Raw genomic sequence first — 1,801 nt, 5'->3', positions numbered from 1 at the left:
CGGAGTGGGAAAATTTTTAAATGTGGGCATTGTGGTTGGCATGGGGATGCAGATCTTAATGGTGCAAAGTTGATTGAATTAGTGGGGTCGTCTGTAAACCGACCTGAAGGCAACAAGCTATTCTGTAGTTTGAGGGCTATTGAAAGCCCCCGCTATATCGGTACTCCGATTAGCGGCGGGTAGTTTACAATAATGGGCAATCAATTATCAATCGCGCTACGAATTCAAAAGACAATCAAATTCTGCTCAGTCATACCTCTGGCGGGCTGTTTGCCGTATTTGACCCGACAACTGGAGAGTTTGAAGTGCCAACCAACTCCGACGCAGGCGTTGAATTTACTAACAGCCAAACGAAAGATATCTCGTATAAATTCACACCATCCGGTACTTGGAAACCAAAAGCCGATATTCCAGATTGTACCGCCGCTGGATTGAAGGGTTTCCCACCGGAAATTCAGACACCTCTGAATGAGGGCTTGAAAGCATTTCAGCAGTACCTCAAATATCCCAAAAACACGACATTTGCACTGCTGGCAGTGAACAAGACAACTGGTGCTGTAACTGAAGTGGGTCAAGAAACGACTATTGTTCTCAAAGCGAATGAAACTTTGACTTTCCTAGTCAATGATTTTACACCCAATTATGGCGATAATACTGGCATTTTAACGGTCAAGTTCTCTGCCATTTGAACGAAATGAAGAGGTGGCGATGGGCTGTTGCTGCCTTCTTTAAGAGTTAAGGCAACGAAGCTGATGGTGAGTTACGGCACGGCAACTCAATTATTGGTTAAAAGCGCTGAAATTATCGCTCGTGCCGTCCCCCATCCTACGATTAGATCGTTTGTATTAACTCAAGTTGGCTGCAATGTGGTTAAGAGTTAGCCATTAGCTTCGGGAGGATTTTCGTAAAGCGATTCTAATTTTTGACGAGCATCTTCGACGCCGATCGATCGCATTACCAAAAGCGGTTCGTCAATCACGTTGCCAGCTTCATCCAAAAATTCTGGATGCGGCACCTGCTTAACTCGGCGAGAATGGGAGCGGGAAGTCGATCGATCGCTTGCAGACCAGTTGCTGTAATTGTAATCCGCACTTATACTCATCAAACTGCGGATGAGATTGCCTACAGCTAAAAAGGCAAGTATAGTAAAAGCCAAAATATAAAGCAGGTGCAACATCACATTTTCCTCCAAGTCAAACAGTCTCTAAAAAAGTCAAAAATCACTCAGTCAAAAGTCAAAAAGGGAATAGGCGCTAGGGGCTGGGGCTTAAATGAGCGGATTTAACGAGACATAATTTTTTCTTTTTCCACATTTAAAAACAGGGGCTGGAAAGTTTTTGAGGCACGGTCAAAAATTTTTAGGGAAACAAGCGCGTTTTATGATATATTTACAACTCTTCTGCAAGTGCAGAATCGGAGCTATTTTTATTTTGCGTCTACTCGTCTTGTTTTTGTTTGGTAGACTGCTCCATACGAAAACGCATCCCAACCTGCCAACATTCCATAAGCAAGCGGTGCCAGGGCATTAGCGTTGCCGTTTCGACGCCAGCTTGACCGCCCGTTGCTTTATAAAGCATATGGACTGTGCTTACCTCATTTTGAGCGTTTTTCACCCGTTCCAATAGGTCGGATTGCTGCTCTCGACTCAAGAAAGCAATTTCTTCTGTTTCCAGCAGGTCGCGCGATCGCCCAAACCAATATTGAAAGTCTTCTAACAACGGTTGCAGAAGGGTTTTGAGCAATTCTGGCTCAGGCAGGTTGGAGTTAAGCATGAATTATCTACAGATTACTAACCTATCTA

At 44.1% G+C, this 1,801-nt stretch carries 3 protein-coding genes and 1 pseudogene; 2 read left to right on the top strand and 2 right to left on the bottom strand.

The window, feature by feature from the left end; translation table 11 throughout:
• Positions 1–183, top strand: a pseudogene (locus tag H6S82_RS33165) (RNA-guided endonuclease TnpB family protein); the annotation flags it as partial.
• Positions 184–305: 122 nt separating this feature from the next.
• A complete protein-coding gene (locus H6S82_RS31820) occupies positions 306–689 on the top strand; it encodes a hypothetical protein (RefSeq protein ID WP_190473337.1) in 384 nt (127 codons plus the stop codon).
• A 188-nt stretch (positions 690–877) separates the two neighbouring features.
• On the opposite strand, the gene H6S82_RS31815 is transcribed toward H6S82_RS31820, so the two are convergent.
• Entirely contained in the window at positions 878–1,177 is a 300-nt protein-coding gene (locus H6S82_RS31815; protein WP_190473334.1) for a DUF2973 domain-containing protein, read from the bottom strand.
• 259 nt (positions 1,178–1,436) lie between these two features.
• The gene (locus tag H6S82_RS31810) at positions 1,437–1,772 is read right to left on the bottom strand and encodes a DUF2605 domain-containing protein (protein WP_190473331.1); all 336 of its coding nucleotides are present in this window, start codon (positions 1,770–1,772) and stop codon (positions 1,437–1,439) included.
• Between the last annotated feature and the right edge of the window lie 29 nt (positions 1,773–1,801).

Source organism: Planktothrix sp. FACHB-1355, assembly GCF_014748295.1.
GTDB classification, from domain to species: domain Bacteria; phylum Cyanobacteriota; class Cyanobacteriia; order Cyanobacteriales; family Aerosakkonemataceae; genus Aerosakkonema; species Aerosakkonema funiforme_A.
The sequence above is the reverse complement of the archived record's forward strand: the minus strand, read 5'-3'. Positions and strand labels throughout refer to the sequence as shown.